The organism is Tropicimonas isoalkanivorans, assembly GCF_900112335.1.
Classification (GTDB): domain Bacteria; phylum Pseudomonadota; class Alphaproteobacteria; order Rhodobacterales; family Rhodobacteraceae; genus Tropicimonas; species Tropicimonas isoalkanivorans.
This window is the reverse complement of record NZ_FOLG01000011.1, coordinates 1-26,077: the sequence shown is the minus strand read 5'-3', so window position 1 is coordinate 26,077 and position 26,077 is coordinate 1. Positions and strand designations below refer to the sequence as shown.

The following is a 26,077-nucleotide window of genomic DNA, read 5'->3' as shown; positions in this document are numbered from 1 at the left end:
CCCGCCGAGCGCCGCGCTGAACTCTGTGCGATCCTCGGCCTCGGGCTCGTTCGCCTGACGCGGCGACAGTCAACCGATCTTTCCGGCGAGCCCGGAGATAGTTCGCTACACTTCCCGCCCGACCGGAGCGGTCATGCAACCGCAACTCAGCGGAGAGACGCATGACGAAACCTGATCCGATCCCCGCGCGCCTGGCCGCGCTGAAGACGACGCCCACGCCCGAACTGAAGAAGCAGTGGCGCGAACTTTTCGAAACCGAGCCGCCGTCCTTCAATCGCCGCTACCTGGAGAGCCGGCTCGCGTACCGCATCCAGGAGCTGGCCTACGGCGGGCTGAAGCCCGAGACGGTCAAGCGGCTGGAAGCGCTCGGCGAGCAACTCGACGGCGGCAACATCACCTTGCGCCGCATCCGCGCCGACCGCGACCGGCCCATCGTCGGCACGAGGCTCATTCGCGAGTGGCAGGGCGTGCAACACGTGGTCACGGTCACCGCCGGCGGCTTTGAATGGCAGGGGCGGCCGTATCAGTCGCTCTCCGCCGTCGCCCGCCAGATCACTGGGACCCGCTGGAACGGCTGGACCTTCTTCGGCCTCAAGAACCATCGGAGGAGCGCATGACGAAGCCCGTTGTGCGGAAGCTCCGCTGTGCCGTCTACACCCGCAAGTCCTCCGAGGAGGGACTGGAGCAGGAGTTCAACTCGCTTCACGCCCAGCGTGAGGCTTGCGAATCCTACATCGCCAGCCAGCGCTCCGAGGGTTGGGTGCTGGTCCGCGATCAGTATGACGACGGCGGCATCTCAGGGGGAACGCTTGACCGTCCCTCGCTGAAGCGGCTGCTCGCCGACGTTGAGGACGGGCTCGTCGACGTGGTCGTGGTCTACAAGATCGATCGATTGTCGCGCTCGCTGATGGATTTCGCAAAGCTCGTCGACGTCTTCGACCGAAACGGCGTGACCTTCGTCTCGGTCACGCAGTCGTTCAACACCACCACGTCCATGGGTCGACTGACATTGAACATCCTGCTCAGCTTCGCCCAGTTCGAGCGGGAGGTGACGGCCGAACGAATCCGCGACAAGGTCGCCGCCAGCCGAAAGAAGGGCATGTGGATGGGCGGCGTCCCACCCTACGGCTACCGGGTCGAGAACCGGAAGCTCGTCATCGACGAAGAAGCCGCCGCGCATGTCCGCTGGATCTTCGCCCGCTTCCTCGAGATCGGCTCGGGCACGGAGCTCGCCCGCGAGGTCGCCAAACGCGGCATCCGCACGCCGCGGGGCAACCGGATCGACAAGAAGTACCTCTACCGGATGCTGAACAACCGCGCCTACATCGGGGAGGCGGTCCACAAGGGCGAGAGCTACCCCGGAGAGCACGACGCCATCATCGACCGCGCGACGTGGGACCGCGTCCACGCCATCCTTCAGGAAAGCCCGCGCAAGCGCGCCGCGCGCACCCGCGCCGAGACGCCGGCGCTGCTGAAGGGGCTGCTGTTCGGTCCCGATGGCGCCGCGTTTTCGCCGACGCACACCCGCAAGGGAGACCGCCTCTACCGCTACTACGTCAGCCAGACCGTGCTGAAGCACGGCGCAGGATCTTGCCCGGTCGGCCGTGTGCCGGCTGGCGAGATCGAGGCTGCGGTCATCGACCAGCTTCGCGCCGTGTTCCGCCAGCCCGAGATCGTGGCGGGGACGTGGAAGGCGGCACGCGCCCACGTCGACGATATCTCCGAAGCCGACGCCCGTGCGGCCCTGCAACAGCTTGATCCGCTGTGGGACGAACTCTTCCCCGCCGAACAGGCACGCATCGCGGCGCTGTTGGTCGAGCGCGTCGACGTCGGCACAGGCGGATTGAACGTCCGGCTCCGGATGGACGGCCTCGGAGGGCTCGCGCGCGAGATGCTGTCTGGCAGCATCGGAGCAGCGGCATGACCCGCGGGGCCCCGGTCCCCGAGATGGTGACGCTCCACGTTCCGTTCCGTATCGTGAAGCGCGGCGGGCGGAAGGAGATGCGGCTCCCGGAGGGCGTCGCGCAGCCGCGGCGGACGGACAGCGCTCTCGGCAAGGCGCTGGCCCGTGCGTTCCGATGGAAGCGGATGCTCGAGTCGGGCGAATACGCCACGATCGCCGAACTGGCCGAACGGGAGGGCATCGCGCCCTCCTACATGACTCGCGTTCTGCGGCTCACGCTGCTCGCGCCTGACATCATCGAGGGCATCTTGGACGGAAAGCAGGGGCCGGAGGTGAGGCTGGCCGAGGTGCTTGAGCCGTTTCCGCTCACATGGCAGCATCAAGCATTGCATTTTTCTCTGTAGGAAAAAAACTGCGTTTTACAGGATTGACTCGGCAGACGGGCTCGCCTAAATCTCTGTAAATTGCCTTACAGAGTATTCTTCCATGCGGCTCGCGGAGCTCTCTGACATTCACTCCGGCTACACGGCGCGCGGCAGGCTCGATCCGCTGCCGGAGGGCGGCGTGCCGGCGCTTCAGCTGCGTGACGTTGGAACGAACGGCGAAGCGCCAGGCCCTGACTTCCAGAGGTATGACCTGAGCAAGCTGTCCGACCGATACTTCGTCCGCGGCGGCGAGGTCGTCTTTCGCTCGCGTGGCGAGCCGAACGCTGCAGCGGCCATTCGCGATCCGCTGCCGGAGCCCGTCGTGGTCATCGTCCCGTTGGTGATCGTTCGCCCGGACAGGGACCGCGTTCTCCCCGAATACGTGGCATGGGCCATCAACCAGCCCGATGCGCAGCGGAGGCTCGGCGCGGAAGCGCAAGGCACAAGCCTCAGGATGATCCCGATGGCGGTCCTCGAGAACCTCGAGATCGCCGTGCCTGACCTCTCCACGCAGAAACGTATCGTCGAACTCGATGCCCTCGCCCGGCAGGAGGGGCAGCTGCTCCGGCAACTCGCCGCTCGCCGCGAAGAACTCGTAAGCGCCATTCTCGGCGATGCCGCGAAGGCCGCCGATCAGAAGGAAATTGCCTGATGACCGATCAGATTACCCAACAGCAGATCAATCAGACCGCTTGGGCGGCCTGCGACACCTTCCGGGGCGCCGTCGATGCCGGTCAGTACAAGGACTACATCCTCGTGATGTTGTTCCTGAAGTACATTTCGGACCTCTGGAACGACCACCTCGAGACCTACCGCAAGCAGTACGGTGACGACGAGGCCCGCATTCGCCGCCGCCTCGAACGCGAACGGTTCATCCTGCCCGAGAGCGCCAGCTTCTACGACCTCTACGCCCAGCGGAACGAGGCCAACATCGGCGAGCTGATCAACATCGCGCTCGAGAAGATCGAGGATGCGAACCGCGCCAAGCTCGAGGGCGTCTTCCGCAACATCGACTTCAACTCCGAGGCCAATCTCGGCCGCCCGAAGGATCGCAACCGCCGCCTCAAGAACCTCCTCGAGGACTTCGCCAAGCCCGCGCTCGACCTGCGCCCGTCGCGGGTGACCGAGGACATCATCGGCGAGTGCTACATCTACCTGATCTCGCGCTTCGCCTCGGACGCCGGAAAGAAGGCGGGCGAGTTTTACACGCCGACGGCCGTGTCGCGTCTGCTGGCCAAGCTGGCGGCACCGCAGCCCGGCAATACGATCTGCGATCCCGCCTGCGGCTCTGGCTCGCTGCTTATCCAGGCCTCGCAAGAGGTCGGGTCGGAGAACTTCGCCCTCTATGGGCAGGAGGTGAACGGAGCAACCTGGGCGCTGGCCCGGATGAACATGTTCCTGCACGCAAAGGACGCCGCCCGCATCGAATGGTGCGACACGCTCAACAGCCCGGCGCTGGTCGAGGGCGACCATCTGATGCGCTTCGACGTGGTACTCGCCAATCCGCCGTTCTCACTTGACAAATGGGGCGCGGAGGATGCCGACAGCGACCAGTATAAGCGCTTCTGGCGTGGCGTGCCGCCCAAGTCCAAGGGCGACTACGCCTTCATCACCCACATGATCGAGATCGCCAAGCGCCAGTCAGGCCGTGTTGCGGTGATCGTGCCGCATGGCGTCTTGTTCCGGGGCGGCGCCGAGGGGCGCATCCGCCAGCAGCTGATCGAGGAGAACCTGCTCGACGCCGTCGTCGGCCTGCCCGCCAACCTGTTCACCACCACGGGTATTCCGGTCGTCATCCTGATCTTCGACCGCTCGCGCGAGGAAGGCGGCGCGAACGCGGACCGGCGCGACGTGCTGTTCATTGACGCCAGCAAGGAATTCACACCGGGCAAGACCCAGAACGTGATGGACGACGCGAATTTGGCGAAGGTGCTGGAGACCTACAGCGCCCGCGCCGAGGTCGAGCGGTATTCGCACCGGGCCAGCCCCGACGAGATCGCCGAGAACGGCTACAACCTGAACATCCCCCGCTATGTCGACACCTTCGAGCCCGAGGAAGAGATCGACGTCGCCGCCGTGCAAACGGACATCCTGCGGATCGAGGCCGAGCTGGCCGAGGTTCGGGCGAAGATGGCCGGGTATCTGAAGGAGCTGGGCGTCGATGCTTAAGGCGGCAGAAGAATGCTCGCCCGAGCGAGGGGGATACAAAGAAACCAAGATCGGCCTCCTCCCGACGGGCTGGGACGTCGTGAGCTTGGAGGAGATCACCGAGCCCAGCGCGCCAATTCGCTACGGTGTCGTGCAGATCGGGCCAGTCACGCCGGGTGGAGTCCCCATCGTGCCGATCAAGCACATTCGGCGCATCGGAGACGTCGTACTCCATCGTGCGTCGCCAAAGATCGAAGGCCAATACATGGGCAGCCGCGTCCAAGGCGGCGATGTCCTGCTGTCGGTCAAGGGCACGATCGGCGAAGTTGGCGTCGTACCTGACGGCTTCAAAGGGAACATCGCACGCGAGATCGCGCGGATTCGCCCAAAGCCTTGCTGCGACGCGCAGTTCCTCTCACTGCAAATCCAAGCACCACAGACCCAGAGACGTATAGACAACCTCGTAGTGGGCTCGACGCGCCTCGAGTTTTCGATCCACGCGGTCCGGGACTTCATGGTGGCGCTCCCCCCGCTCCCCGAACAGCGCAAGATCGCCGAGATCCTGCGGACCTGGGACGAGGCGCTCGAAAAGCTCACTAACCTCCGCGCGGCGAAGGCACGACGGTTCGAAGGGTTACGCGACAAGCTCATTGCAGCAGCAAGCCGCACCGGTCATCCCGCGCTGTTCGGCGACTTCCTGACCGAAAGCCGAGAGCCGGGAACCGATGGTGCAACAGCGCGCAAGATTTCCGTCCGTCTCTATGGCAAGGGCGCAGTCGAAAAAGTCGATGTGCGCGGGGGCAGCGCCAATACCCGCTACTACCGGCGCAGCGCTGGGCAACTGATCTGGAGCAAGCTCGACTTCCTCAACGGAGCTTTTGCCCTGCTCGGGCCGGAACTCGACGGCTGCGAGTCCACGCTCGACTTGCCAGCTTTCGACTGTTCCGATGCGGTCAATCCGATCTGGCTCATCGAATACCTGACGCGCCCGGCTTACTACACGCGCCAAATTCATCTTGCCCGTGGTCAACGAAAGGCACGTCGAGTGTCCCCCGAAGATTGGCTGGCCTCGCCCGTGAGGCGGCCGGACAGAACGACCCAAGACAAGATCGCGGGTGCGCTCTCCACCGGTCGCACGGAGCTCGCCCTCCTCGACGCTGAAATCGGAGCCCTGACCCGCCAGAAGCGCGGCCTGATGCAGAAGCTGCTGACGGGCGAGTGGCGGGTCAAGCTGGAGGCGCCGGTTGCCTGACTTTTCAGACTTCATCGTCTATGCCGACGAGAGCGGCGATCACGGGATGGTCAATATCGACCCGCAATACCCGATGTTCGCCCTGACGTTTTGCGTCATGCGCAAGGATGCCTACACGGCAGAGATCGTTCCCGCGATGCAGGGCCTGAAATTCGGCATCTGGGGTCACGATACGGTCGTGCTGCACGAGCATGAAATCCGCAAGAGCCTCGGCCCCTTCGGCGTATTGCGCACCGACCGTGCCTTGCGGACACGCTTCATGGACGAGTTGAACGCGCTCATCGAGACCGCGCCGATGACGATCTTCGCCTCGGTCATCCATAAGGAGAAGCACCGGGCGAAATACGCCAACCCCTGGAACCCCTACGAGATCGCCCTGCATTTCTGCATGGAGCGGCTGCACATGATGCTGACGGCGGAAAAGCAGCACGGGAAGACCGTGCATGTCGTCTTCGAGAGCCGGGGCGCCAGGGAGGATGCAGAGCTCGAGCTGGAGTTCCGCCGTATCGCCGGGAACGACAGCCATTGGGGCTACCGACGGCACGACTTCAGCCGCTTCGACTTCCAGCCGGTGTTCATCCCGAAGGCCGCGAACGCGTCCGGTCTTCAACTGGCCGACCTGACGGCCCGACCCATCGCGCTGTCGCAGCTGCGCCCCGGCCAACCGAACCGCGCGTTCGAGATCACCCGGCCCAAGCTGGGAGGGCTCAAATGCTTCCCCTAAGCGCTTGTCAGGTCGGGAAAAACAAAGGGGCCCCGGAAGCTCCAGGACCCCTTTGTCGACCGGGAAATGCCCAATCCTTTGATCCGTATATAGCCACAGAGCCCCTTAACCGCAAGTTAATCCGGGCCCGGGAGCGCGCCCCATGACCTTCAACGCCGCCGAGAAACACCAATCCCAGGTGCCAGCGCTGCAGCTCTTGGTGGCGCTCGGGTTCACCCCACTCTCGCAGGAGGAGGCGCTTCGCCTGCGTAGCGGGCGCCTGCGGAACGTGGTGCTGGACGATGTGCTCGCTGAGCAGCTCATGCGCATCAACCGCTTCACGCATCGCGGCCGCGAGTATGGGTTCGACCTCGAGGATGCGCACGAGGCGATGCGGCGACTCAAGCCCACTCCAGATCGGCTGAAGGGGCTACGCGGGACGAACCAGGACATCTACGACACGCTCGTGCTCGGCACGACCATCACCAAGTCCATCGACGGCGACTCGAAGAGCTACTCGTTCCGCTACATCGATTGGGAGCGGCCGGAGAACAACGTCTTCCACGTCACGGCCGAGTTCTCGGTCGAGAGGACCGGGTCAAGCCAGACCAAGCGTTGCGACATCGTCGCGTTCGTGAACGGGATCCCGATCCTCGTGATCGAGAACAAGCGGCCGACCGAGAGCCTCAAAAAGGCGGATAGCCAGCTGATCGGCTACCAGAACGAGGACAACATCCCGCAGCTCTTCCACTTCGCCCAGCTGCTGATCGGCATGAATCGGAACGAGGCGCGCTATGCGACGGTTGGGACGCCGCGGAAGTTCTGGCAGACTTGGCGGGACGAGGAAGACACCGACGAGGCCATCGCGCCCTTTGCCAACCGCGTGCTCACTGCGGCGGAGAAGGACGCCATCTTCTCCGGTGATTTCGCGGGCGCGCGCGCCTATTTCGACGCGATGGCCGCTGAGGGCGCGCGCGCGGTCACGGTTCAGGACCGGACGGTGTACGCGCTGTGTCGCCCCGAGCGGCTGCTCGACCTCATCCGCCGCTTCACCGTGTTCGACGGCGGCGTCCGCAAGGTTGCGCGCCACCAGCAGTTCTTCGGAATCCGGCGCGCCGTCGAGACCGTCAAGCAGCACGACGTGAGCGGCGCCCGCAAGGGCGGCGTGATCTGGCACACGCAGGGCTCGGGCAAATCGCTGACGATGGTGATGCTGGGGCGCTCGCTCGCTCTCGAGCGCAGCATCGAAAACCCACGGATCATTATTGTCACGGACCGCGACGATCTCGACAAGCAGATCAAGGATACCTTCAAGTCCTGTGACCTGGAGCCGGTTCGGGCGACGAGTGGGTCTCACCTTCTGGAGCTCGTACACAACAAGGCTCCGCTGGTCACCACGATCATCAACAAGTTCGACACGGCGCTGAGGAACAGCAAGCTGGTGGATGAGGATCCGAACATCTTCGTGCTGGTGGACGAGAGCCACAGGACGCAGACGGGTCGCTATGGCGGCCACAGCCAGTTCGCCGCCAAGATGCGGCGCCTTCTGCCCAAGGCCTGCTACCTCGGCTTCACCGGAACGCCCCTGCTGAAGAAGGAGAAGAACACGCTGTCGACCTTCGGGCGGCTGATCCACCGCTACGCGATCGACGAGGCGGTCGCCGACGGCGCCGTCGTGCCGCTGCTCTACGAGGGTCGGCTTGTCGAGCAGCAGGTCTCGGGAACCGTGATCGACCGCTGGTTCGAGAAGATCAGCGAGGGGCTGACTGACAGCCAGAAGGCTGACCTCAAGCGCAAGTTCTCCCGGATGGACGCGCTGTCGAAGACCGACCAGGCCATCCGAGCCAAGGCGTTCGACATCTCCGAGCACTATCGCCAGCACTGGCAGGGGACTGGCTTCAAGGCACAGCTCGTTGCTCCTTCGAAGGCGGCGGCGGTCCGCTTCAAGGAGGTTCTCGACGAGATCGGCCACGTCTCGAACGCGATCGTCATCTCCCCGCCTGACGAAAACGAGGGCAACGAGGAGGTCGACCAGGAGTCCAAGGACCTCGTACGCCGCTTCTGGTCGCAGATGATGACGCGCTACAAGACCGAGGAGGAGTACAACCGCCAGATCATCGATGCCTTCAAGGGCTCCGGCGATCCGGAGATCCTGATCGTCGTCTCCAAGCTGCTCACTGGCTTCGACGCGCCCCGGAACACGGTGCTTTACGTCTGCAAGTCCCTGAAGGAACACAATCTCCTGCAGGCGATTGCGCGGGTGAACCGGCTCTACGAGGACGGCGGAACGGAGAAGCAGTTCGGCTTCATCGTCGACTACGAGGGGCTACTCGGCGAGCTGGATAGCGCCCTGACGACCTATAGTGCGTTCGAAGGTTACGAGGCCGCGGACCTCGCAGGGACGGTGCACGATGTCCGGGAGGAGATCCGCAAGCTGCCCCAGCTACACGACCAGCTCTGGGACCTCTTCAAGCCGGTCCGGAACAAGAAGGACATGGAGCAGTTCGAGCAGCACCTCGCTGACGAAGCGCTGCGCCACGAGTTCTACGCGCGCCTCAAGGCTTTCAGCCGGTGCCTGCACATATCGCTCTCATCGGACAAGCTGTTCGATGTCTTCGACGAGGCCAAGGTCGACGCCCTGAAGCGGGACTGGAAGCAGTTCTCCGAGCTCAAGCGGTCGGTCCAGCTCCGCTACCAGGAGACGGTCGATGTCCGCGAGTTCGAGCCGAAGATCCAGAAGCTGCTCGATGACCATGTCGTGGCGATGCCTGCCGAGACCATCATCGAGGTGGTGAACATCAACGATCCTGACGCGCTGAAGGCGGTCGTCGAGGAGACGGGCGTCTCCGAAGCCTCGAGGGCGGACCGCATCGCCAGCGCCACCCGGAGGGCAATCACCGAGAAGATGGATGAGGACCCGACGTTCTACAAACAGTTCTCCGAGCTGCTCGAAGAGACCATTCGCGCCTATCGCGAGAAGCGGCTCTCTGAGCGCGAGTACCTGAACAGCGTCGTGGACCTCGCGAGCAAGGTGGCACGCAAGGATCGGGGCCGGGATGTTCCCGAAAGCATCCGGGGCGATGAGGATGCACAGGCGTTCTTCGGCGTCCTGGAAGGTCAGCTCAAGATCAAGGACGATGAGCCGGTGGCCGGCGACGAAGCAGCATCCATCGCCCTGGAGATCATCGACATCATCAAGTCCCACCTGATCGTCGACATCTGGTCGAACGAAGTGGCCCAGAACAAACTGCGCAATGCCATTGATGACTACTTCTTCGACGTTCTGCGTGACGAGAGGGGCGTCGACCTGCCCGTGGAGGTGCTCGACGATCTCGAACTCAAGATCATGGATCTTGCTCGGGCCCGGTTCGCGGCATGACGCGGGAACTGCACTGCCTGCAGTACGGCGAGCAGGAGATCCGGTACGAGATCGTCCGCCGTCCGAGGAAGACGCTAGAGATCGCTGTCGAGCCGGATGCTTCGGTGGTGATCGCGGCCCCAGAGGACGCGACGCTCGACGCAATAGAAGCTAAGCTGCGGAAGCGCGCGGCATGGGTGACGCGGCAGCAGCGGTACTTCGCCCAGTTCCTTCCAAGAACACCGGAGCGCAGGTTCGTCGCCGGAGAGACGCATCTCTACCTCGGGCGCCAGTACCGGCTGAAGGTCGTGCCGCATGTGCAGGAAGGCGTGAAGCTGATCCGCGGCTTCATCGTCGTGCAGACTCATCGGCCGACCAGGCCGGAAGTAACGCGCGAACTGGTCGATGCCTGGTACCGGGATCGGGCTCACATCAAGTTCCCGGAGCGGATCGAACTCTGTCTCGGTCTCTTCCCCGATCCCGAGGCATTCCGGCCGATGGGGCTCATCGTGCGTCAGACCCGGCAGAGGTGGGGATCCATGTCTCCGGCAGGACGCCTGCTGCTGAACCGCCGCCTCGTGCAGGCGCCGGTCGACGCCATCGACTATGTCATCACCCACGAGCTTTGCCATGTGGCCGAGCCACATCACGGCCCCGCATTCTTCGAGCTACTCGACAAAGTGATGCCCGATTGGGAGCGTCGGAAGCAGAGGTTGGAAAGGGCCATGGCCTGAGAACTTCCGAACCCGGTCGCGGCAGACGCAAACGCGACTCTAATCCAAGCAATTTCGGACGCTGGATTTTCTTTCGTTCTTACAGGAGCTTATAAGAAATTCACCAAACGGGCGCAGTCATCAGGTCCGGAGAATATCGCCCTGGAGAGACCGCTTCCGGCCCACCTGGTGCCCGAGCCAGTGCTCAGCCCTCCCGCATAACCCTTGAAAACAACGGAAAAATCCGGCCGTAGCCGGATGGGGAGAGCGCTTTCTCAAGGGCAAGTGGCGGAGACGAAGGGATTCGAACCCTCGATACCGTTCCCGGTATACTCCCTTAGCAGGGGAGCGCCTTCGACCACTCGGCCACGTCTCCGCCGACGCGTCTAGCAGGTCCGTTCGATGGTAGACAAGGCTCAATGATGGATTTGGCGTTGGTTTTGGAGAATTGGCACCGCGGGCCCCGCTGAGAACGGCTGTTTGCTCTCGGAGGGCTTGTCGCAAACGTCGATGGCTCCATCTTGGGCAAACGGGTGGCGGTTGGCCGAGAGGGCATCGAGTCGGCTGCCAAACGACGGGGCGGACGGTATAGATCGGGTAGGGCAGTGCGACAGACGACGTTCTCAGATGGGACGGATGTTCCGGTCTTCGGACTCGGGACATGGTACATGGGTGGCTCCCGAACTGACCGCGCAGAGGAAGTCCGCTCCCTGCAACGCGGTATCGATCTTGGCATGTCACTCATCGATACTGCGGAGATGTATGGCGACGGCGCAGCGGAGGATCTGGTGGGGGAGGCGATCCGGGGGCGGCGGGATGACGTCTTTCTCGTCTCCAAAGTCTATCCGCACAACGCGTCTTTCGATGGGGTTCGGGCGGCATGCGAGCGCTCCTTGAGGCGGCTCGGCACGGATCGACTTGAACTCTACCTGCTGCACTGGCCGGGCCAGGTGCCATTGTCCGAGACGGTGAAGGGGTTCGAGAGGCTGGTGGAGGCGGGAATGATCCGGCAGTGGGGTGTTTCCAACTTCGACCCGCAGGACATGCGCGCGCTGTTGGACGTGCCCGGCGGGGATGCGGTCGCGACGAACCAGGTGCTGTACAATCTCTCCTGCCGCGGCGTCGAGTGGGACCTGCTGCCGGAAGCCCGTGCCGCCGGGTGTCCTCTCATGGCCTATTCGCCGATAGATCAGGCGCGTCTCCTGCGGGACCCGGAGCTTGCCGCGCTGGCGCAGGAAGTCGACGTGACGCCGGCGCAACTCGCGCTCGCCTGGGTCGTCGACGGGGGCGGTGTGATCGCCATTCCCAAGGCCGGGCGGGTGGAGCACGTGGAACAGAACGCAGCGGCGGCGGAGATCCGTATAAGCGACGAAATCCGGAGCCGGCTCGACGCCATTTTTCCACCGCCGCAAGGGCCTACGCCGCTGGCTATGATCTGACCCTCAGGTCGGCCGCCGGTTCCGTGCCGGACGATCCCGTTCGGCCGTCTTCAGATTTCGGGAGGGCGGCCATTCCGGTCGCGTTGGGCTGGGGTAGCTAGCCTGAGGATTTGCTCGACGAGGTGTTCAAGGGAACTGCCGCCTTGCGCGGAGAGCGCGTGGCGCGCTGCAACGGTCATCGCTGCGCGGGTGCCATCCGTCAACGCGGCCACCGCCCTTCCGAGTTCTTCGGCATCGTTCACGGAAATGGCCCCGCCCGCCGCATCCAGCGCCGCATAGGGCTCGGCGAAGTTTCGCAGGTCCGGGCCATGCAGGATGGCACAGTCGAATTGCGCCGGCTCGAAGGGCGTATGCCCGCCCTTGGGAACGAGCGATCCACCGACGAAGCATTGTCCGGCGAGTGCGTACCAGAGCGGCATCTCCCCCAGTGTGTCGGCAAGGTAGACCTCCGCGCTTCGATCTGGGGCGTCTCCGGCGGATCGAGTGCGGAAGCTGAGGCCCGACTGGCGCAGAAGTGCTGCGACCTCCGCACCGCGGGCAGGGTGGCGGGGAGCCAGGATCATCTTGAGATCGGGTCGCTCTCGCATGGCCTGCTGGAAGGCCGCGATGACCTGCGCCTCTTCGCCGTCGTGGGTTGAGGCCGCGAGCAACGTTTCGCCGCGCGAAAAGACCTGCCCGTAGTGCGCCATCAGGGTCGGATCAGGCTCCGCGAGCCGGACGGATGCCTTGAGCGTCAGCGGTGGAACGATCACCTCGGGAGGCAGGCCGAGGTCCCGATACTTCTGTTCCGACGCCGCATCCTGCGCAGAGAACAAACGGACGGCGGAAAACATGGCCTTCGCGATGCCAGACCGGCGGCGCCACTTCTGGGCGCTCTTGTCGGAGATGCGGGCCGACACCAGCGCAACCGGAAGTCCCCATTCGCCCGCCAGCACCATGCGGTTTGGCCAAAGGTCCCCTTCCAGAACGACCAGCGCGGTCGGACGGTGACGGCACAGGAACGCAGTGAGGCAGGCGCGATAGTCGAGCGGGGCGATGCGCGCTTCCACCCGCTCATGGTGCCAATTTCGCACCATGTCTCGCCCGGTCAGGGTGTTCGAGGTCACGACGAGCCCGAGCGACGGGTCCGTTTGAAGCAATGTCTCGATGAGATCGCGCGCCGAGGTCAGCTCGCCGTTCGACGCGCCATGCAACCAAAGGACCGTCCCACACGGCGCCGCGCCCTCGCCACCGAGGCCAAGCCGCTCCCGCAGGTCGGCCCAGCTTTCCGGCCCGCGCAGCCAACGCACAGCCAGCAACAGCGCGAAGAGCGGTGCCGCGAAGGTGAGGACGAGGCGATAGGTCAGCACCGGATGCGGGCTCCTGTGAATGTATCGGCGCGACTTACGCGCTGGCTCCGTGGGCGGCAAGCCGCGAGCGCTCAGGAGATTTTGGCGTCCTGCTCGCGGTCCGCGTCCTGCCCATCGTGTTCGTCCGGATCGTCGCCTTTCTCCGCCTCGGTCTCCGGGGGCATCACGTCATCGGGGACGCTGTCGTCTGCCGTGTCCTTGACCGGCTCCGGGGCGTCCTCGCGCATCTGTTCCAGGATGGCATTTGTCAGCGCCCCGAGCAGGACGATAAACGCGCTGAAATAGAACCACATCAGCATGGCGACGACTGCGCCGAGCGAGCCGTAAACCTCGTTGTAGCGGCCGAAGTTTTCGAGATAGGTCGAGAACCCCCAGGACGCCAGCGCCCAGCATGCCACCGCAACAATGGATCCTGTCGTGACGATGTCGCTGCGATCCTCTTCCTCGCGGTTCGGACCAAGCCGGTACAGCAGGCCGATCCCGAACAGGACGACCCCGGCGCCGATCAGCCACCGAAGGGCGTTAATTGCGAATCCGGCAAATGGGCCGAGCGGCAGGAACGAGACCACGACCGGTGCCACGACGACGGTGGCGAGGGCGACGAGGGCCACACCGACCAGGACGAGCGTGAGGAGAAGTGCGCGCAGCACGCTGCGCAGCCCGCCGCGGGCGGGGGTCCTGTGCACAGCGTTGAGCCCTCCGATCAAGGCCCCGACGCCCGCACGCGAGGCCCAGAGGGCCGTCCCGATGGACAGGACGGAGGCCCAGCCCAGCACCTCTTTCGGGCCGGTCGCAAGGTCGTTGACCTGCGTTTCCAGAATCCCGAACGCGGCCGCCGGTATGGCGTTCGAATAACTCTGGAACTGCTGCTCCACCAGCACCGGGTCGGCGAAGAACCCCCAGAGCGTGACAATCGCGGTCAGGGCCGGAAAGATCGCCAGCAGGCCGTAGAAGGCGACCCCGGCGGCAATAAGGCCGAGGTGACGGGTCCCCACGCCCTGTCCCATGGCGCCGAGAAAGCTGAAGATCTTGCGCAGGCTGGCGAACATGGCGGTGGCTCCGGTCTTTGGGTCCGTGTGGTGTCGAGGCAGGTGGAGGGCACGTTGGCACGCGTCTCCGCTGTCCTGGCGGCACCATAGCATCGGCTGCGCGTTCCGAAAGTGACTGCGCGGGCGCTTGCGGATCGTCCCGGGATGCGCGATGGTCCCGGCCTTCCCGGCGGCGCCACCGGGGCACGGCCGCCCCGGAATGCGACGCTAAAGGCAGCAAGCCGCAGGAGTCCCGAAATGACGCCGCCCCGTTCCGCATCGCCCGCCGAAACGCCGCCCGAGACCGGGTCCTACCGCAGGATTGCCGTGGTGGGCGCCGGCGCATGGGGCACCGCATTGGCTCTGATCGCCGCGAAGGCCGGCCGCTCCGTGCGCCTCTGGGGCCGGAACGAGGCGGACATTGCGACGATCCGGAACACCGGTTGCAACCTGCGTTACATGCCGGGGGTCGATCTGCCGCCCGATATCCGCGCCACGTCTGCCATGGCGGAGGCGTTCGAAGATGCCGAGGCTGTCCTGCTGGTAACGCCCTCGGTCACGCTGAGGGACATCTGCCGGCAGGCCGCGCCCCATATCGCGCCATCTGTGCCGGTGGTGCTTTGCGCGAAGGGAATCGAGACGGGCTCCGGCAAGCTATTGAGCGAGGTGGCGAGCGAGGAACTGCCGGACCGCCCGATTGGCGTGTTGTCCGGGCCGACCTTTGCCCGCGAAGTGGCGCTGAACTATCCCACCGCCGTGACCCTGGCCTTTCCCTTCGCCCAGGCCGACCGCCGCGCGCCGCACACCGCGCCTGCCTCCCGCATGGCACTGTCGCTCGGATCGGAGGCTTTCCGCCCCTATATCAGCGACGACCTCGTGGGCGTCGAAGTCGCGGGTGCGGTCAAGAACGTCATCGCCATCGCCTGCGGCATGATGACCGGCGCGGGCTACGCCGAGAACACCCGCGCCGCGCTGATCACCTGGGGCATCGCGGAGATGATGTCTCTGGCGGAAGCGCTCGGCGGCAGGCGGGAGACGATCGCCGGGCTTTCCGGCATTGGCGACCTGACCCTCACCTGCTCGTCGGCCACCTCCCGGAACATGCACTTCGGGATGCAGCTTGGCGCCGGGATCGCACGGGAGGACGTGTTCCACGGCAGCCCCACCGTGGTTGAGGGCGATGTGGCAGCGATTTCCGTGATCGACCTGGCCAACCGGATCGGCGTCGAGATGCCCGTCAGCCGGGCGGTACACGACATTCTGCATCGGGGCGCCGACCTGCGGGATACCTTCGCGGCCCTCTGGTCGCGTCCGATTACTGGCGAAAACAGGTCTCTCAACCTTGCCCTGACGCATCCCACCGGCGCTTGAGCATAGCTTGGAACGGCCGCTAGGCCGGGTGCCGGATTCAAAACGCCTCTCGTCCGCGCCGGTCTGTCTGAGTGAACCGCATGATGGGTTTGCGCCCCCGACGGTTGTCGAGGACGCTGCACCGCAGTAAGCACGCCCTCGCGTGCGGCGCTGCAGCATTTCGCGGTGCCTCACCCGAACGATGCCAGAGAAGGAGTGGGCCAATGGCCGCGATCCTGACCCTGAACGCCGGGTCCAGTTCCATCAAGTATTCGGTTTATCTCGACGGCGGCGGGGACGAGCCGCGGGAGATTGCCGTCGGTCAGATCGATGGAATCGGCCCGGACGCCACGCTGATCCTGAAGCATGATGGTCAGAAGACGGTGAAATCCCTCGGGCGCGCCGATCACAAGGCGGGACTGAACGCGGTGCTGGACGTCCTGACGCCCGTTCTCGGCGGGCAGGACGTGGCCGGCGTCGGCCACCGGATCGTGCACGGCGGGACGGACTTCGCCGAGCCGGTGGTGCTGGACGAGACGATCCTCGAACGGCTTGCCCTGCTTACCCCGCTCGCGCCCCTGCACCAACCCCACAACATCGCCGCGATCCGCGCCGCGATGGAGGCATTTCCGCAGGCGGTCCAGGTCGGCTGCTTCGACACCGGGTTCCATCGCGGCCACCCCTTCGTCAACGATACCTACGCCCTGCCGCGCGAATACTACGCGCAAGGTGTGCGGCGATACGGCTTCCATGGGCTGAGCTACGACTACATCACGGGCTACATCGAGGAGGCGTTCCCCGATCTCCGGGACGGCCGGATCGTCATCGCCCACCTTGGCAACGGATCGTCCATGTGCTGCGTGAAGGGGCGCAAGTCCATCGCCTCCACGCTCGGCTTCTCCGCGGTGGACGGGTTGCCCATGGGCACGCGCTGCGGCCAGCTCGACCCCGGCGTGATCCTGTACCTGATGGAGCAGGGCATGTCGAAGCAGGAAATTTCGGACATGCTGTTCAAGAAATGCGGACTGTTGGGCATGTCCGGCATTTCGCACGACATGCGGACCTTGCTGGAGTCCGACGCACCGGAAGCGGCGGAGGCCGTGGACTATTACGTCGCGCGGGTGAAGCGCGAAGTCGGAGCGCTCGCGGTGGCCGATGGCGGGCTCGACGCCCTCGTCTTTACCGGGGGCATCGGGGAGAATGCCTGGCAGATCCGGGAACGGGTCTGCGACGGCCTGGACTTCCTCGGCATCTCCATTGATGCGGCCGCGAACCGGGACGGTGAGGAGCGGATCGGCACCGGCGCCGTGCAAGTCATGGTCATCCGTACCGACGAGGAACGGGTGATCGCGCGGGCGGTGGCGAAAGAGCTGTCCTAGGTCGTCCCAAGTTGCATCCGGCGCGCCACCGCGCGCCGGTTTTCACTCCGTGGCAGTCGGCGCCGTTTCGGCCTTCGCGGCCTTGCCCTTGGGCGCGCCCTTATCCTGACCCGCGCCTTTCTCGGACCGTGCCTTGGAGCGAACCGTGCGGCTTGCCGCAATGGTCTTTTCGCCCGTGAAGGTCTCGTGGCGCTTTTCGGTCTGTGAACGATCGTAAAGGTAGTTCACCATCAGCCCGCAGGACTGCGCCATGCCGTTTGGGCTGGTATCCGCGCCCGCGTGAACGTCATGCACCATGGCCCCGTTGCCAAGGTGGAACCGAGCCACCGGGTCTTGCGGAAATCCGTCGGACCTCTTGGCGTCCAGCAGATACCGCGCTGCGAGCGCTTCGGCCTCCGTTTCGGTGGCGGTGCCTGCCAACAGGTTCGCGGCCTTCGCATCCCCGTCGAGCGTCTCCAGCCAGCGCTTCAATCCCGGCATGGGCGAGAGCGTCACGAAGGTGTCGAGCTTCGGGAACTCCTGCGACAGTTGGCTCACCACCTGCTTGATCAGGAAGTTGCCGAAGGAAACCCCCTTCAATCCCTTCTGGCAGTTGGAGATCGAGTAGAAGACGGCCGTGTTGGCGGCCTCCGGCCGCATGATGTCCCGGTCCTCCTCCAAAAGCGCCTGGATCGAGCCCGGCACGCCCTTGGTCAGCGCCACCTCCACGAAGATCAGCGGTTCCGAGGGCATCGTGGGGTGGAAGAACGCAAAACAGCGCCGGTCCGCCGGGTGCAGGCGGCGGCGCAGGTCGTCCCAGTCGTGGATCTCGTGTACCGCCTCGTAGGCGACGATCTTTTCCAGCAGGGTTGCGGACGTGTTCCAGTCGATCTGCTCGATCCGCAGGAACCCACGGTTGAACCAGCTCCGAAGCAAGTGGACGAAGTCCATGTCGGTGCGCTTCAGTTCCGGATGATCCTTCAACATCCCCAGCAGATCGACCCGGGCGGCCACCAGTTCGGTGGTGGCGCCGGGCGCTTGGTGCAGGCGGCGAAAGAGTTCCTGGCGGCGGGGCTCGGCCGACTGAACCAGGGCCGCGAAGTTCCCCGGACTCCGCTCCTCGCTATAGGCCTGCGCGAGCTTGGCGACCTCGGATGAGTCGACGTCGAGCCGTTCGTTCAAGAAGGTGAAGAAGCCCAGCTTCTCCTCGGGCGACATGGCGCGGTACTTGTCGAAGATGGCGGAGGCCAACCTCAGCCCCGCAACCTCCCCGGCCGTCGACAGCAGCGCGGTGCACAGCGCCTCCATGGAGCGCCTGTCCCCGCCGCTGCTCCAGCGGCCACGACCGTAGAGGTTCGTCAACAGATCGCCGAGGAAGCTGGTGCGTGCCATGATCATTCTCCTTTGAGACCGGCCATTGCCGGCGTCAGCCTCAATGTAGCGAAGGGGTATCCGGCAAACATCCCCGTTGTCGGCATGTGGGACTTGCATGAGAGCGGTAGCTGCGCCCTTGCCGATGCAGCGCCACGGTGCTTTCCTTTGGCAACTCTGTCCCGACTATGCCCGGAAGGGAGGAACACCTGGTGAGGCCATCGCCAAAGGGGAAGGCATCCACCAGATGCCGCCGCGCATAGGCCACTGCCAGGTTCCGATCGCCCTCCAGTGCCGACGGGGGAGCCCAGTACATATCGATCCGGGTGGCATCGGCATGGCAGTCGGCAACGAGCATCATCAGGTCGCCAGGCGCGGCGTTGACCTTGCGGACCAACCAGTCTTCGGCAAATTCGAGGTGCTCGTGATAGGCACCGAACCGGCCGCCGAAGCGGTTCTTTCGTACGCGCCAGATCAATTCGAGCGTCGCGGACATGGCCCGGGGCCTTTCGGTGACGTCCCCACGCAAATGACTTTAGGCCCGCAAAACCGGCGATTTACGGCGACAATCGTACGTTCTCTTGACGGATTGGAGTGGGAGGCGACCTGCTGCCCATGGGAGTTCCCGCAACCGCCCTCTCGACGCCCTTTCGGCCCGCAGGTATGAGATCATCCGCAAACGGGCGCAACGCAGCCCGTCAACAGCAGGGTGGGACAGATCACGTGGAAACTCGGATGAAGGCGCGCAAGCGCATCGCACTGGTCGCGCACGACGCCATGAAGCCGGCGCTGGTCGCCTGGGCCGCCCGCAACCGCGAGGTGTTGGCTCGCCATGAGCTATGGGGAACCGGCACCACGGGTGGAAAAGTTGCCGAAGGCACCGGGCTCGAGGTGAAACGGCTCAAGAGCGGCCCTCTCGGCGGCGACCAGCAGATCGGGGCCATGATCGCCGAGGGCGAGTTGGACATACTGGTCTTCTTCAGCGACCCGCTGACCGCGATGCCGCACGACGTCGATGTCAAGGCGTTGCTGCGGATCTCGACGCTGGGGCAGGTCGTGGTGGCCTGCAATGCGGCGACCGCGGATTTCGTGGTGGCCTCGTCGCTGTTCGACTCGGACTACACGCCACAGGAATTCGAAGCCGCCCACGCGGGCTGAGGGTGCTTGCCGCCGTCCGCGCGGCCACCTAGGTACATACCGTTTTGGGCGTGCGTCCCGGACGGTGCGGCCACAGTTGACGCCCCTGCCGAACGCCGCCATTGAAAGCCCGCAGACCCGGGAGCATGCCTTGGCCCAGAGCCCACCGCCCTTTGCCGCCTACGAGTGGATGATCGCCTGGCGCTACCTTCGGGCCCGACGTGCCGAGGGTGGCGTTTCCGTCATGACCTGGATCAGCCTCGTCGGCATAACGCTGGCCGTGTTCGCCCTGATCGCCACGCTGGCAGTTCGGTCGGGCTTCCGGGCGGAGTTCGTGGACACGATTTTGGGCGCGAATGCCCACGTCACCGTTTACCGGTCCGTCGTGGTGACGGAGACGGGGCAGGTCGCCCGGGTCATCGACGACTATACCGAGATGGCCGAACGCCTCCGCACGGTGCCGGGCGTGACCCGTGCTGCCCCGCTGATCAAGGGGCAGGTGATGGCGAGCTACGGCGACCGCAACGCGGGCATCGAGGTCTTCGGCATTTCCGCCGAGGATCTGGCCGCGGTGCCGCGGATCGCCAATCCCGAGCAAAAGACGGGGGACCTTTCCCGGTTCGACGAGGGCATCGCCATCGGTTGGGGCGTCGCGCAGCAACTTGGCGCGGCCGTGGGGGACAGGATCAAGCTGATCTCGCCTAATGGCGTGAAGACCGCCTTCGGCACCTCGCCCCGGGTGAACGCCTACGAGGTCGTCTACATCTTCCAGGCCGGCCGGTATGACATCGACCGGACCCGCGTCTACATGCCCTTCGCCGAGGCGCAGAGCTATTTCGACCGCGAGGGCGTGGCCGACGAACTCGAAGTCATGGTCGCCGACCCCGACAAGGTTGACGACATGTCGACCGACCTTCTGAGGGCCGGAGGCGAGCGAACCCTGCTCTGGACGTGGCGGGACGCCTCCGGGTCATTTCTTCGCGCGCTGGAGGTCGAGGACAACGTTATGTTCGTGATCCTGTCTATCCTCGTGCTGATTGCGGCGATGAACATCATCTCGGGCCTCATCATGCTGGTGAAGAACAAGGGCCGCGACATCGGCATCCTGCGCACGATGGGGCTGACCGAAGGGTCCGTGATGCGGGTCTTCTTCATCTGCGGGGCATCGGTGGGGACCGTCGGCACGATTGCAGGCGTGATCCTCGGCTGCCTCTTTGCGATCTACATCGACCCGATCTTTTCCTTCGTGAATTACGTCGCCGGCGGTGGCGTCTGGGATCCGGCAATCCGCGGCATCTATGCCTTGCCGGCGAAGCTCGAGCTGGGAGACGTGGTTTCGGCGATCCTCCTGTCGCTAGGGCTGTCGTTCATCGTCACCATCTTCCCAGCCCGCCGCGCCGCGCGCATGAACCCGGTGGAGGCATTGCGCTATGAGTGATGCAACACTGGAACTGCGGGGGATCGCAAAGACGTACAACCCCGGCACCCCCGGTGCCGTCACCGTGCTGGATGGCGTCGACCTCACCGTCTCGGCGGGCGAGATCGTGGCGCTCGTCGCTCCGTCCGGCGCGGGAAAATCGACGCTGCTTCACATCGCAGGGCTGCTCGACACCGCGGATTCCGGGCAGGTCCTTCTCGGCGGACAGGAGATGACTGGCCGGGGAGACGCGGCCCGCACCCGAGCGCGTCGACGCGAGGTGGGCTTCGTCTACCAGTTCCACCACCTGCTTCCCGAGTTTTCAGCCGCCGAAAACATCGTCCTGCCGCAACTGGCGAACGCGGTTTCCGCAAAGGATGCGCGTGCGCGCGCCGTGACACTCCTTGACTCGGTGGGTCTTTCCGCGCGTGCCGGTCACCGGCCGGCTCAACTCTCGGGTGGTGAGCAACAGCGCGTGGCCTTTTGCCGAGCGCTGGCCAATGCACCGCGGCTTCTTCTGGCGGATGAGCCTACGGGCAATCTCGACCCAGCCACGTCGGACACCGTCTTCGCCGCCCTCATGAGGCTCGTCCGGGAAACCGGCATGGCCGCCCTCGTGGCCACGCACAACATGGACCTCGCCGCCCGGATGGACCGGATCGTTCGGCTGGAGGCGGGCGGGGTGGTTGCGGTCTGACGCAGATCAACGACAGTATACGGACGAGGGCGGAGGATCGGGCCGTTATGAGGAGGTTGACATGCATCCTTTTGCCGTGGCGGGCGTGGTACTTTGCGCTGCTTTGCAACCGGCCACCGGACTGGCCGGAAGCGAAGATGCGGGGCAGGCGGTATTCGCCGAGGCCTGTGCGTCCTGCCACGGCGCCAACGCGAAGGGGAATGGGCCGCATGCGGCGATGCTCTCAGTCCCCGTGCCGGATCTCACGAGCTTTGCCCGGCGCAACGACGGGGATTTCGACAGGGCGCGCGTCGTGCGGCTGATCGACGGACGGGAGGGCCTTGCCGCACACGGCGGGCCGATGCCGATGTTCGGCGGGCTCCTGACCGGCCCGTCCGTGGTCATCGACGGCCCCGGCGGCAGCCCCGTCACGACGACCGCGCCGATCCTCGCTATTGTCGACTGGCTTGCCTCGGTGCAGGAGCCATGACGGTGAACCGCTTCGTGCCTCTCCTGGCGAACGTGCTTCTTGCCCTTGCCCCCGTTCCATCGCAAGCGGCCGATTCCTCTCCCGGACCCGCCCTTTACGCCCGTTACTGCGCCACCTGCCACGGCGGAAACGTGCGAGGTGATGGGCCGACCGCGGCCGTGCTGGACATCGCCCCACCCGATCTGACCAAGCTTGCTGCGCTGAACGGTGGGACGTTTCCCATGGAGCGAGTCCTTCACAGGATCGACGGTCGTGAAAGCCTGGTGGCGCACGGCAGTCCCATGCCCTTCTACGGCGCCTTCTTCGACGGTGCTCCCATCGTGCAAGCGGACACACCAGTGGGGCCGGTCTCCGCCAGCCGCCCGGTCCTCGAACTCGCGAATTTTCTTTCCAACCTGCAGCGTTAAGCGTGGGGTCCATTCGCCGTGACAATTGCATGACACTCGCGCGAGCAGGTCTCCGCCCCCCTTGATATGACGCGCCTGCAATATAGTTTCACAGATAACAGAAACACCGACCGTTGCGATTCGGGGGAGCGACCGTCCATGTTCATCCGCAGCCTTGCCTTTGTTGCGCTGCTTGTCGCCGCTGGCCCGCTTTCCGCTCAGGAAACTCCGGTTGAGCCCAGCCCGTCCGCGAAGACGGCTGCGCCGTTGCCGCTGTCGCAGATCGATCCCAACAAGAACGTGGTGCTTCGGTACGAAATCCGCGCCGGCGCGCAGGTTCGCCCCGCCTACTTCGGGTCGGACGAGTACGTCTATGGACCGGATTTCGCCATCAAGTTCGATTACGCCAAACTTCGCGGCTTCGGGGAGTACGGCAGCCTCGACGGATCGGCGCGTCCCTCGGCAATCGGCCTGCGCGGCTCTTTGCGCTTCATAGGGGAGCGAGACTCGAGCGAGTTCGACGAACTCGACGGCCTGGACGACATCGACCCCACGCTGGAACTGGGCCTCGGCGTCATCTACCGCGAGCGGAACTTCGAGGCGTTTGGGGACGTTCGCTACGGCGTGATCGGCACTCAGGACTTTGCCGGCGAACTCGGGATGGACGCGATCGCGTATCCGTCGGATCGTTGGGAACTCCGCCTTGGCCCGCGCGTCACGTACGGCGACAGTGGGTTCGCGGACACCTATTTCGGGGTCAGCGGCAACGAAGCGGCGGCCAGCGGTTTGCCCGCCTATGACGCGGATGGCGGGCTTCTCGGGGCGGGTTTCGAGGCTTCCGCCCGGTACCGCCTCAATGACCTCTGGGGGGTCGAGGCCTCCGTCCGGGCCGACCGTCTGCTGAACGACGCGGCGGACTCGCCCATCACCGACATGGGCAGCGAGGACCAGGTCCGGTTCCGTATCGGTGTCACGCGGGAACTGATCCTCCAGTTCTGACCTGAGCTACCGTCCGGCCATACGTCGGGCGGGCATCTCTCCTGATATTTCCAGAACGAGCTTCCGGCGGATTGCGTCCGCAAGGTCGGTCTCGTCCTCGGCCGTCACGACGAAGGCGCCGAGCCCGCCGATGATCCGCTCCGCGTAGATCGCGGCGAGGTCGGGGTAGCGGGCGGGGGTGTCGCAGAAGCGGCAGAGGATCGGCAGGCCGTTGATCGTGATGCCCGCGGCCACCACCTCGGCGCGGGCGTCTTCGATGGAGGGGCCGTTGAAATTGTTCGGGCTGTCTCCGGAAAAGTCGATCACCTTCCGCCAGCCGTCGTGGTCGTTGCCCTCGATCAGGTCCTTGCCGACGAGGAGTGCCGAGCCGATGGCGTTGCGGCCGAAGGCGCGGCGAGGCGGGCGGGGGAGGGCGTCGGCGAAGGCGGCGGCGCTCGCGGCGTCGTGGATCACCGTCCAGGGCACCACCACGTCTTCTTCCCCGGCGGAGGCCCACTCGACGTAGGTGACGGCGATCCGGCCGTAGGCGGAGGTCTGGATGGCGGAGAGGACCTGCGGGTGGGTCAGGGCCTCCGCGTAGCCCTGCCGCTGGAAACGGATTTCTTCGGGGCTGATGGAGCCGGAGGCGTCGGCCAGCAGGACCAGCTCGACGGACAGCTCCTCGGCGGGGGCCGGGGTGGCGAGGCAGGCGAGGAGGGCCATGGCGGGGCGCATCCTGCGAGCCTATCCCATCTCGGCCGCTGAACAAAGGCGGACGTGGCGGGCGGTGGTGTCCCAGGCGTGGGACAGGGCACAGACCAAGGAAAATCAATGACTTGGCGGCGCGCATTCACGATTTGTTAGGACCTCGACCACGTGGCCGGCGGCGGGCGGGCAGGCGATTGGCGCCGGCTGCGCGGGTGCGCCCCATGCCATTGCCAAAGGTGGGGTGCTAGCCTGACCCACCACCTTTCGAAAGGGCAACAAAGACATGACCGTACTGACCATCATCGCCGATATCCGGATCAAGCCCGACGAGGTCGAGCCGGTGCTCGCCTCCTACCGCAACCTGATTCCGCAGGTCCTCCCGGAGCCGGGGTGCCTGCAATACGACCTGCATCAGGACAACGAGGACCCCGCACACCTGCTGTTCTTCGAAAACTGGGAATCGCGGGAGTTGTGGCTCGACCACATGAAAACAGACCACCTCGCCGCGCACCAGGCGGCGACGGATGACAAGATCGAGAGCCTGACGATCTACGAGATGACGAAGCTCTGAGGCTCCGGCGCTGGGCGCGACGGGCGCCCGGCAACCGAACCTGCCGCCCGTTGGATTGGGGCGGCACGCCGGTCACAGGGTGGCTCGAGGCGACCAGCGCCGGGCCGCGCCCTGGGCTCCGCCCGTTCTCGCCTGAAACGGTCCACCGGACCGTTTCCGGGGCGGCTCAATCGTCGGGCTTGCGCCGCGCCACTGGCGCGACGGTCCCGCCTCATTCCCCCCGGGAGGGCGCATTGCGACGGTGCAGGGTGTACGGGAGTTGGAGTTGGGTGCGCCATTAGGCACGCAGATCGGGCGGGGTGTGGCGCGCTCACAGGGGTGTGGGGCCAAGAAGCCCTGTGGACCCGTTCCCGGCCCCGAACGCGCGGACCGGCTTCGACGTTTTTGGCAGGACGCCGGTCACAGGTTGGCCCGGGCGACCAGCCCGGGCCGCGCCCGACCCTCCCCCCGGGAGGGCGCATTGCGACGGTGCAAGGTGTACGGGCGTTGGAGTTGGTTGCGCCATAAAGCACGTAGATCCGGCGTTCAGAAGCGCCCACCCAGGGTCGGGCGCGGCCCTCCGTGAGACCCGCAGGAAGTTGTGAGAGGTGTACGTATGAACACCCACCCTAGGCTAGCTAGCGATCTTTTAAGCGCAAAGCATCCTCAACCTTGTTCATTACATCAAAATCCAAATTTATTGCATTCGACAATGCTGAGTATGCGATTGCGAACCTTTTCGAGTTGTCATTCTGGAAGTCTGGAAATTTAGCGTGCCCAATCTCGCTTCTCGCTAATTTGAGGCGCTCCTCCGCCTGAGAATTCCAGCGATCAAACTCTATTTTAACCCCAGAGTTCCGGAGACCCTTCGCTGCCAAAATGTCGGGAAATTTTTCTTTTAGCCAAGATAAATTGCTTTCGCAGGAATGAAGGTGGGTTTCGGTCTTTTGAATGACTCTATCAAAGTTAATGCTGTGCTTTTCGTCCGAGTCTTTCTCAGCGAATTTTAGGGTCAGGACTCATAGCCAGTAAATGACGAGAGCGGCCAGGGCGATGGCTGACAGGAAGACCTTCGGGCATCTGTCGTATCGGGTTGCCACCCGCCGCCAGTCTTTCAACCTCCCAAACATGATCTCGATCCGGTTGCGACGTTTGTAGCGGCGCTTGTCGTACTTGACGGTTTTCTTGCGCTGCTTTCGGCCGGGAATGCATGCGCGTATCCCTTTGTCTTTCAACGCTTCTCTGAACCAATCGGCGTCATATCCACGGTCACCGAGCAGCCAATCTACCTTTGGCAGGCTGCTGACAAGCGCCCGTGCACCGATGTAGTCACTGACT

At 64.8% G+C, this 26,077-nt stretch carries 25 protein-coding genes and 1 tRNA gene; 19 read left to right on the top strand and 7 right to left on the bottom strand.

The genetic code is table 11. From position 1 onward, the window contains the following. Positions 1-161 precede the first annotated feature (161 nt). The 9 genes from BM075_RS16335 to BM075_RS16295 all read left to right on the top strand — a co-directional run bounded on the left by BM075_RS16335 (position 162) and on the right by BM075_RS16295 (position 10,523). On the top strand, positions 162-617 hold the full coding sequence (locus BM075_RS16335; protein WP_093361771.1) for a DUF2924 domain-containing protein: 456 nt from the start codon (positions 162-164) through the stop codon (positions 615-617). Beyond that, positions 614-1,924, top strand: a complete 1,311-nt coding sequence (locus tag BM075_RS16330) for a recombinase family protein (RefSeq protein WP_093361770.1) — start codon at positions 614-616, stop codon at positions 1,922-1,924. Before BM075_RS16335 ends, BM075_RS16330 begins: the two co-directional genes overlap by 4 nt. Then, a complete protein-coding gene (locus BM075_RS16325; protein ID WP_093361769.1) occupies positions 1,921-2,307 on the top strand; it encodes a hypothetical protein in 387 nt (128 codons plus the stop codon). The genes BM075_RS16330 and BM075_RS16325 overlap by 4 nt, the downstream gene beginning before the upstream one ends. An 82-nt stretch (positions 2,308-2,389) precedes the next feature. Next, entirely contained in the window at positions 2,390-2,980 is a 591-nt protein-coding gene (locus BM075_RS16320) for a restriction endonuclease subunit S domain-containing protein (protein ID WP_093361768.1), read from the top strand. Then, complete coding sequence (locus BM075_RS16315; protein ID WP_093361767.1) at positions 2,980-4,497, top strand: type I restriction-modification system subunit M; 1,518 nt, start codon at positions 2,980-2,982, stop codon at positions 4,495-4,497. Before BM075_RS16320 ends, BM075_RS16315 begins: the two co-directional genes overlap by 1 nt. Beyond that, positions 4,490-5,728, top strand: a complete 1,239-nt coding sequence (locus BM075_RS16310; protein ID WP_093361766.1) for a restriction endonuclease subunit S — start codon at positions 4,490-4,492, stop codon at positions 5,726-5,728. Before BM075_RS16315 ends, BM075_RS16310 begins: the two co-directional genes overlap by 8 nt. Beyond that, a complete protein-coding gene (locus tag BM075_RS16305) occupies positions 5,721-6,452 on the top strand; it encodes a DUF3800 domain-containing protein (RefSeq protein ID WP_093361765.1) in 732 nt (243 codons plus the stop codon). The genes BM075_RS16310 and BM075_RS16305 overlap by 8 nt, the downstream gene beginning before the upstream one ends. A 142-nt stretch (positions 6,453-6,594) precedes the next feature. Beyond that, entirely contained in the window at positions 6,595-9,810 is a 3,216-nt protein-coding gene (locus tag BM075_RS16300; protein ID WP_093361764.1) for a type I restriction endonuclease subunit R, read from the top strand. Further along, entirely contained in the window at positions 9,807-10,523 is a 717-nt protein-coding gene (locus tag BM075_RS16295) for a M48 family metallopeptidase (RefSeq protein ID WP_093361763.1), read from the top strand. Before BM075_RS16300 ends, BM075_RS16295 begins: the two co-directional genes overlap by 4 nt. 265 nt (positions 10,524-10,788) lie before the next feature. On the opposite strand, the gene BM075_RS16290 is transcribed toward BM075_RS16295, so the two are convergent. Beyond that, positions 10,789-10,878: transfer RNA gene (locus BM075_RS16290), tRNA-Ser, on the bottom strand. Positions 10,879-11,035: 157 nt separating this feature from the next. Between BM075_RS16290 and BM075_RS16285 the strand changes: the two genes are divergently transcribed. Further along, entirely contained in the window at positions 11,036-11,941 is a 906-nt protein-coding gene (locus tag BM075_RS16285; RefSeq protein ID WP_342741258.1) for an aldo/keto reductase, read from the top strand. A gap of 50 nt (positions 11,942-11,991) precedes the next feature. Here BM075_RS16285 and BM075_RS16280 read toward each other — a convergent pair whose 3' ends face one another. Beyond that, entirely contained in the window at positions 11,992-13,290 is a 1,299-nt protein-coding gene (locus BM075_RS16280; RefSeq protein ID WP_177208388.1) for a 3-deoxy-D-manno-octulosonic acid transferase, read from the bottom strand. A 71-nt stretch (positions 13,291-13,361) separates the two neighbouring features. Continuing rightward, positions 13,362-14,339, bottom strand: a complete 978-nt coding sequence (locus BM075_RS16275) for a YihY/virulence factor BrkB family protein (protein WP_093361760.1) — start codon at positions 14,337-14,339, stop codon at positions 13,362-13,364. A gap of 237 nt (positions 14,340-14,576) precedes the next feature. Between BM075_RS16275 and BM075_RS16270 the strand changes: the two genes are divergently transcribed. Together BM075_RS16270 and BM075_RS16265 are read left to right on the top strand one after the other, a co-directional pair. Beyond that, positions 14,577-15,689: an NAD(P)H-dependent glycerol-3-phosphate dehydrogenase gene (locus BM075_RS16270; RefSeq protein ID WP_093361759.1), complete on the top strand. Its 1,113-nt coding sequence runs from the start codon at positions 14,577-14,579 to the stop codon at positions 15,687-15,689. A 203-nt stretch (positions 15,690-15,892) separates the two neighbouring features. Continuing rightward, on the top strand, positions 15,893-17,047 hold the full coding sequence (locus BM075_RS16265; RefSeq protein ID WP_093361758.1) for an acetate/propionate family kinase: 1,155 nt from the start codon (positions 15,893-15,895) through the stop codon (positions 17,045-17,047). Positions 17,048-17,089: 42 nt separating this feature from the next. Here BM075_RS16265 and BM075_RS16260 read toward each other — a convergent pair whose 3' ends face one another. Continuing rightward, complete coding sequence (locus BM075_RS16260) at positions 17,090-18,418, bottom strand: malonyl-CoA decarboxylase (protein ID WP_093361757.1); 1,329 nt, start codon at positions 18,416-18,418, stop codon at positions 17,090-17,092. 40 nt (positions 18,419-18,458) lie between these two features. After that, positions 18,459-18,893, bottom strand: a complete 435-nt coding sequence (locus BM075_RS16255; protein ID WP_093361756.1) for a hypothetical protein — start codon at positions 18,891-18,893, stop codon at positions 18,459-18,461. 239 nt (positions 18,894-19,132) lie between these two features. Between BM075_RS16255 and BM075_RS16250 the strand changes: the two genes are divergently transcribed. From BM075_RS16250 to BM075_RS16225, 6 genes are all read left to right on the top strand, one after another. After that, positions 19,133-19,555, top strand: coding sequence for a methylglyoxal synthase (locus tag BM075_RS16250; RefSeq protein WP_093361755.1), 423 nt, complete (start codon positions 19,133-19,135; stop codon positions 19,553-19,555). A gap of 130 nt (positions 19,556-19,685) precedes the next feature. Beyond that, positions 19,686-20,972, top strand: a complete 1,287-nt coding sequence (locus BM075_RS16245) for a lipoprotein-releasing ABC transporter permease subunit (protein ID WP_093361911.1) — start codon at positions 19,686-19,688, stop codon at positions 20,970-20,972. Then, positions 20,965-21,648, top strand: a complete 684-nt coding sequence (locus tag BM075_RS16240; protein ID WP_093361754.1) for an ABC transporter ATP-binding protein — start codon at positions 20,965-20,967, stop codon at positions 21,646-21,648. The genes BM075_RS16245 and BM075_RS16240 overlap by 8 nt, the downstream gene beginning before the upstream one ends. Before the next feature lie 61 nt (positions 21,649-21,709). Then, on the top strand, positions 21,710-22,117 hold the full coding sequence (locus BM075_RS16235) for a c-type cytochrome (protein ID WP_093361753.1): 408 nt from the start codon (positions 21,710-21,712) through the stop codon (positions 22,115-22,117). A gap of 2 nt (positions 22,118-22,119) precedes the next feature. Continuing rightward, entirely contained in the window at positions 22,120-22,524 is a 405-nt protein-coding gene (locus tag BM075_RS16230) for a c-type cytochrome (protein WP_245758878.1), read from the top strand. Between the two features lie 138 nt (positions 22,525-22,662). Next, on the top strand, positions 22,663-23,502 hold the full coding sequence (locus BM075_RS16225) for a MipA/OmpV family protein (RefSeq protein ID WP_177208387.1): 840 nt from the start codon (positions 22,663-22,665) through the stop codon (positions 23,500-23,502). Positions 23,503-23,508: 6 nt separating this feature from the next. Here BM075_RS16225 and BM075_RS16220 read toward each other — a convergent pair whose 3' ends face one another. Continuing rightward, positions 23,509-24,204: a DUF1194 domain-containing protein gene (locus tag BM075_RS16220; RefSeq protein WP_245758877.1), complete on the bottom strand. Its 696-nt coding sequence runs from the start codon at positions 24,202-24,204 to the stop codon at positions 23,509-23,511. Positions 24,205-24,472: 268 nt separating this feature from the next. Here BM075_RS16220 and BM075_RS16215 point away from each other — a divergent pair, with 268 nt between their 5' ends. After that, complete coding sequence (locus BM075_RS16215) at positions 24,473-24,760, top strand: putative quinol monooxygenase (RefSeq protein WP_093361750.1); 288 nt, start codon at positions 24,473-24,475, stop codon at positions 24,758-24,760. Between the two features lie 998 nt (positions 24,761-25,758). Here the strand turns inward: BM075_RS16215 and BM075_RS16210 are convergent. Then, positions 25,759-26,077, bottom strand: a 319-nt coding sequence (locus BM075_RS16210; RefSeq protein WP_143089892.1) for a transposase, incomplete at its 5' end; no start/stop codon positions are given.

Bases quoted from the DNA above. Each gene is read 5' to 3' on its own strand.
- BM075_RS16265 (WP_093361758.1), top strand. From the start codon at position 15,893: ATGGCCGCGATCCTGACCCTGAACGCCGGGTCCAGTTCCATCAAGTAT.
- BM075_RS16255 (WP_093361756.1), bottom strand. From the start codon at position 18,893: ATGTCCGCGACGCTCGAATTGATCTGGCGCGTACGAAAGAACCGCTTC.
- BM075_RS16215 (WP_093361750.1), top strand. From the start codon at position 24,473: ATGACCGTACTGACCATCATCGCCGATATCCGGATCAAGCCCGACGAG.
- BM075_RS16220 (WP_245758877.1), bottom strand. From the start codon at position 24,204: ATGGCCCTCCTCGCCTGCCTCGCCACCCCGGCCCCCGCCGAGGAGCTG.
- BM075_RS16320 (WP_093361768.1), top strand. From the start codon at position 2,390: ATGCGGCTCGCGGAGCTCTCTGACATTCACTCCGGCTACACGGCGCGC.
- BM075_RS16300 (WP_093361764.1), top strand. From the start codon at position 6,595: ATGACCTTCAACGCCGCCGAGAAACACCAATCCCAGGTGCCAGCGCTG.
- BM075_RS16250 (WP_093361755.1), top strand. From the start codon at position 19,133: ATGAAGGCGCGCAAGCGCATCGCACTGGTCGCGCACGACGCCATGAAG.
- BM075_RS16335 (WP_093361771.1), top strand. From the start codon at position 162: ATGACGAAACCTGATCCGATCCCCGCGCGCCTGGCCGCGCTGAAGACG.
- BM075_RS16325 (WP_093361769.1), top strand. From the start codon at position 1,921: ATGACCCGCGGGGCCCCGGTCCCCGAGATGGTGACGCTCCACGTTCCG.
- BM075_RS16275 (WP_093361760.1), bottom strand. From the start codon at position 14,339: ATGTTCGCCAGCCTGCGCAAGATCTTCAGCTTTCTCGGCGCCATGGGA.
- BM075_RS16295 (WP_093361763.1), top strand. From the start codon at position 9,807: ATGACGCGGGAACTGCACTGCCTGCAGTACGGCGAGCAGGAGATCCGG.
- BM075_RS16315 (WP_093361767.1), top strand. From the start codon at position 2,980: ATGACCGATCAGATTACCCAACAGCAGATCAATCAGACCGCTTGGGCG.
- BM075_RS16240 (WP_093361754.1), top strand. From the start codon at position 20,965: ATGAGTGATGCAACACTGGAACTGCGGGGGATCGCAAAGACGTACAAC.
- BM075_RS16310 (WP_093361766.1), top strand. From the start codon at position 4,490: ATGCTTAAGGCGGCAGAAGAATGCTCGCCCGAGCGAGGGGGATACAAA.
- BM075_RS16330 (WP_093361770.1), top strand. From the start codon at position 614: ATGACGAAGCCCGTTGTGCGGAAGCTCCGCTGTGCCGTCTACACCCGC.
- BM075_RS16260 (WP_093361757.1), bottom strand. From the start codon at position 18,418: ATGGCACGCACCAGCTTCCTCGGCGATCTGTTGACGAACCTCTACGGT.
- BM075_RS16270 (WP_093361759.1), top strand. From the start codon at position 14,577: ATGACGCCGCCCCGTTCCGCATCGCCCGCCGAAACGCCGCCCGAGACC.
- BM075_RS16225 (WP_177208387.1), top strand. From the start codon at position 22,663: ATGTTCATCCGCAGCCTTGCCTTTGTTGCGCTGCTTGTCGCCGCTGGC.
- BM075_RS16235 (WP_093361753.1), top strand. From the start codon at position 21,710: ATGCATCCTTTTGCCGTGGCGGGCGTGGTACTTTGCGCTGCTTTGCAA.